The 3,174-nt window shown below is 42.7% G+C and carries 3 protein-coding genes; 2 read left to right on the top strand and 1 reads right to left on the bottom strand.

Going from position 1 to position 3,174, the window contains the following annotated elements:
- Positions 1 to 368 precede the first annotated feature (368 nt).
- Positions 369 to 1,262 (bottom strand): DMT family transporter, encoded by an 894-nt coding sequence (locus AB4653_RS22175; RefSeq protein WP_009845803.1) that lies wholly within the window; start codon positions 1,260 to 1,262, stop codon positions 369 to 371.
- A 98-nt stretch (positions 1,263 to 1,360) separates the two neighbouring features.
- On the opposite strand from AB4653_RS22175, the gene AB4653_RS22170 reads away from it, so the two are divergent.
- Together AB4653_RS22170 and AB4653_RS22165 are read left to right on the top strand one after the other, a co-directional pair.
- Positions 1,361 to 2,149, top strand: a complete 789-nt coding sequence (locus AB4653_RS22170; RefSeq protein ID WP_017101015.1) for a helix-turn-helix domain-containing protein — start codon at positions 1,361 to 1,363, stop codon at positions 2,147 to 2,149.
- A 208-nt stretch (positions 2,150 to 2,357) separates the two neighbouring features.
- A partial coding sequence (locus tag AB4653_RS22165) for a hypothetical protein (protein WP_372105361.1) occupies positions 2,358 to 3,174 on the top strand: 817 nt, incomplete at its 3' end.

Below are 3,174 nucleotides of genomic sequence, written 5' to 3'. Positions count from 1 at the left end.
ACTAAGTACGGTTTAAGTGTTCAAAGCGTTAGAATAACTCTCCAGAAAGCAGGTAACTGTTGATCTGATCGCTCTCCTATGGTCACATGAGTCGTGTGACCATAGGAGAGCGATTAGATCAACAGTTACCTGCTTTCTGGAGAGTTATTCTAACGCTTTGAACACTTAAACCGTACTTAGTGCATTAAATGGAAGTTGCTGAGATATTGCAATAGTAACACCATTATTAAGCGTACTTAAAAGCTTCATGAACGAAAAATAAAATCAGAGAGCATGAATCGAGAAATCGACAATAAACAACAGTACCTGCTAACGAGGCAGGTACTGAGTGGAAAATGGAATGGGGCATTGTCGCAGGTTAAGTGGGGTTAGTTTTGCTGAGGTTGGGGAGCCTCAAGCCTTGGTTTTCTTTTGATTTGCGTGAGGATGACGCCTGAAATCACCATTGCACCACCAATAATGTGGAACTGGTTAATCTTTTCACCCAGCCAGGTGGAAGCCAATACGATCGCGATAACTGGCATCAAATTCATAAACATCGCGCTTGAATCCGCGCCAATGGTATCAATCGCTTTCACCCACATCCAAGGCGCTAAAATTGAAGCGGCCACCGCGGCGTAAGCTATCAATGGTATCGCTTGTTGCGGTGGTAAAAGCTGTTCGCTGGTAAGCCAAAGTGGCGTAAGCATCGCGACAGCAAATAGACCCTGAATGTAAATCACCACCCAGCTACTGATTGGCATTTTCCAGCGTTTCAATAACACACAGTAAGAAGCATAAACAAAGGCCGCAATTAACATATAGCCATCGCCTTGAGTCAATTCTTGATGCATGAAGAATAACGGGTCGCCTTTACCTAACATCAGAGCTAAGCCTGACAGTGACAACACACCGCCAACAATACTCAAACTAGAAATCGACTTGTGCAACAGAGGGACGCTTAAAAACACACTGATCAATGGAACCAAAGAAGTGATCAGTGCCATGTTAGAAGCGGTTGTGGTTAAGCCCGCGTAATAACCTAGAGATTGGTTCAACACCATGCCCAAAAAGCCGAGGAACGCTAATTTTGATAGGTTTGGTTTAATGACAGCCCACTGTTTCATTACTGGGCGAATACAGAAAGGCGTGAGAATTAACATCGCAAAAAACCAACGGTAAAAACTCATCGCACTAGGTTCTATAGTGCTTGCAGCAAGCTTGTTGACGATTGCATTGGCGCCCCAGATACAGACTGTAAAAAATGGTAAGAGATAATGCATGTGAGTTCCGTCGCAAATGAGTTGATGTGGCTAGTTTGACAGGTCGTTATACTTACAAGTATCTTTAGAAAGACATCAGGCGCGATAGGAAGACAAGTTTGAAAAAACACTCCAGAAACCTTCACCCATCCTTATCAATTGATAAGGCACCATCCAACGTATTTATGAATTTTGAAGCGTTTCTTTCGAACACTGAAACCCGAGTTCATAGCCACTCATGGGGACAGGTTCAATTGATCAGTGGCGGTATATTAGAGATGGAAGCGGAAAGCACCCGATTTCTAGCGCCGCCACATTTAGCGATTTGGGTACCAGCCGGGGTGATGCATTGCAGTTATAACCGTAAGCCTTTGGACTACTGCTCGCTAAATATTGCCCCAGAACTCACGCAACATCTGCCAGATAAAACCAGCCTTATAAAGATCACGCCGATTGTGTCTTCTATTATCGATGACTTTCGCGAGCGTGGAATCAATGTTGCGGAAACAGAGCAAGATCAAAGGCTCGTTCAGGTACTGCTTGACCAACTTGCGCAGCGTGAGGTTGAACACCACTTCTTGCCTTCAACTGACAATAAGTATCTAGCGCCTATATTAGCTTCTGTTGAAGAGAACCCAACCGATGAAGTGACGCTGAAAGATTGGGCTGAACGTGTCCACACTACGGAAAGAACCCTTTCTCGCCACTGCCAGACGGAGCTTGGAATGAGCTTTACCGAGTGGCGACTGCGAGTGCGCTATCTGTACTCGATGGACTTGTTAAGAAACGGCCAATCGGTCAAAGAGGTGGCTCTTACATTGGGCTATAACCAAGCCAGCCCATTTATCACAATGTTCAAACGTTACGCGAACCAGACGCCAGAACAGTATAAGAACCGTTTGTTGTGATTGGTTTCTTTCATCCGATGTATTAATAATTGATGTTTCCCTTTTTATATTTAAGTTTTTGTTATTAAAAGATTAAATTCGGTGTTGATAGCGGACGTACACGTCTGTTTCGTCAATGGTTTGAATTTGGTTATATAAGCATTTAGTTTTTTGATCGTATTTGAGTGATCATTTATATAATCACTTGCTCAAAATGCCGAGGAAAAATTTGAAATTTATTATCCCAACGATATCAGTATTAGCTGTAACACTTTCTGCATGCGGTGGTGGTAGCGATAGCGCTGCGCCACCACCTAAAAAGACTAAAACCGTAGTTCCTCAAATGTCCATAACCCCGGCATCAGGAAGTGTTGCAGATCCAAAAGATGACGTTGCAAAAAACTCTTATAGTAGTCCCGTCATGTATACAGCTAATGCTATAGGTAGTACTGATATCAAAGAGTGTATCAAGTCTCTAAACCTATTTAATATTTATAGTATTGGTTGGGACGATGAATTTAATGAAGAGCTTTCATCTAAGCAGCAAAAAGATCTCAAAGGTTTTTATGGTGTTTATGGCGCAAACGGAATTGTCGATTACTCTGCCCACACCACCGAAGCTATCGAAGCTAAAGATTGGATCAGTTATTTCTACTACGATGCAAATTTTCAAGATTGTGAAGCGCGTCGTTACAAGTCATATGCCAAGGTCAATAAAGTAGGCCAAGACATTACCGAGCTTAGCTACAAGTACAGTGTAGATGCCGATGCTACGACAAACACACCTCAACAAGATATAAGTAACTATACGGCTTGGCAAAGCGACGCTGCGAAAAACACAGTGGTTGGTTTAGTGACCAACATTACAACAGGTAGCATTCAACACAAGCAGCAACTGAAAAGCTTCACATCCGACAATGGGCGCTTTGTTGATAACGTCAATTTCAGCAAGATGTTTAGAAATAGCTATTTCTTTGAGTCTTATGACAATGGCGAAGTTGAGTTCCAAGTTGTTGGCGGTAAGGTGATTGATAGATATGCAAAAT

It is taken from the genome of Vibrio sp. 10N.222.48.A3, assembly GCF_041475345.1.
Classification (GTDB): domain Bacteria; phylum Pseudomonadota; class Gammaproteobacteria; order Enterobacterales; family Vibrionaceae; genus Vibrio; species Vibrio tasmaniensis_A.
Note: the sequence above shows the minus strand (reverse complement) of the source record. Positions and strands in the feature narration are given on the sequence as shown.

What these genes read in the sequence shown, in the direction of transcription:
- AB4653_RS22175 (WP_009845803.1), bottom strand. Translation starts at nt 1,262, where the DNA reads ATGCATTATCTCTTACCATTTTTTACAGTCTGTATCTGGGGCGCCAAT.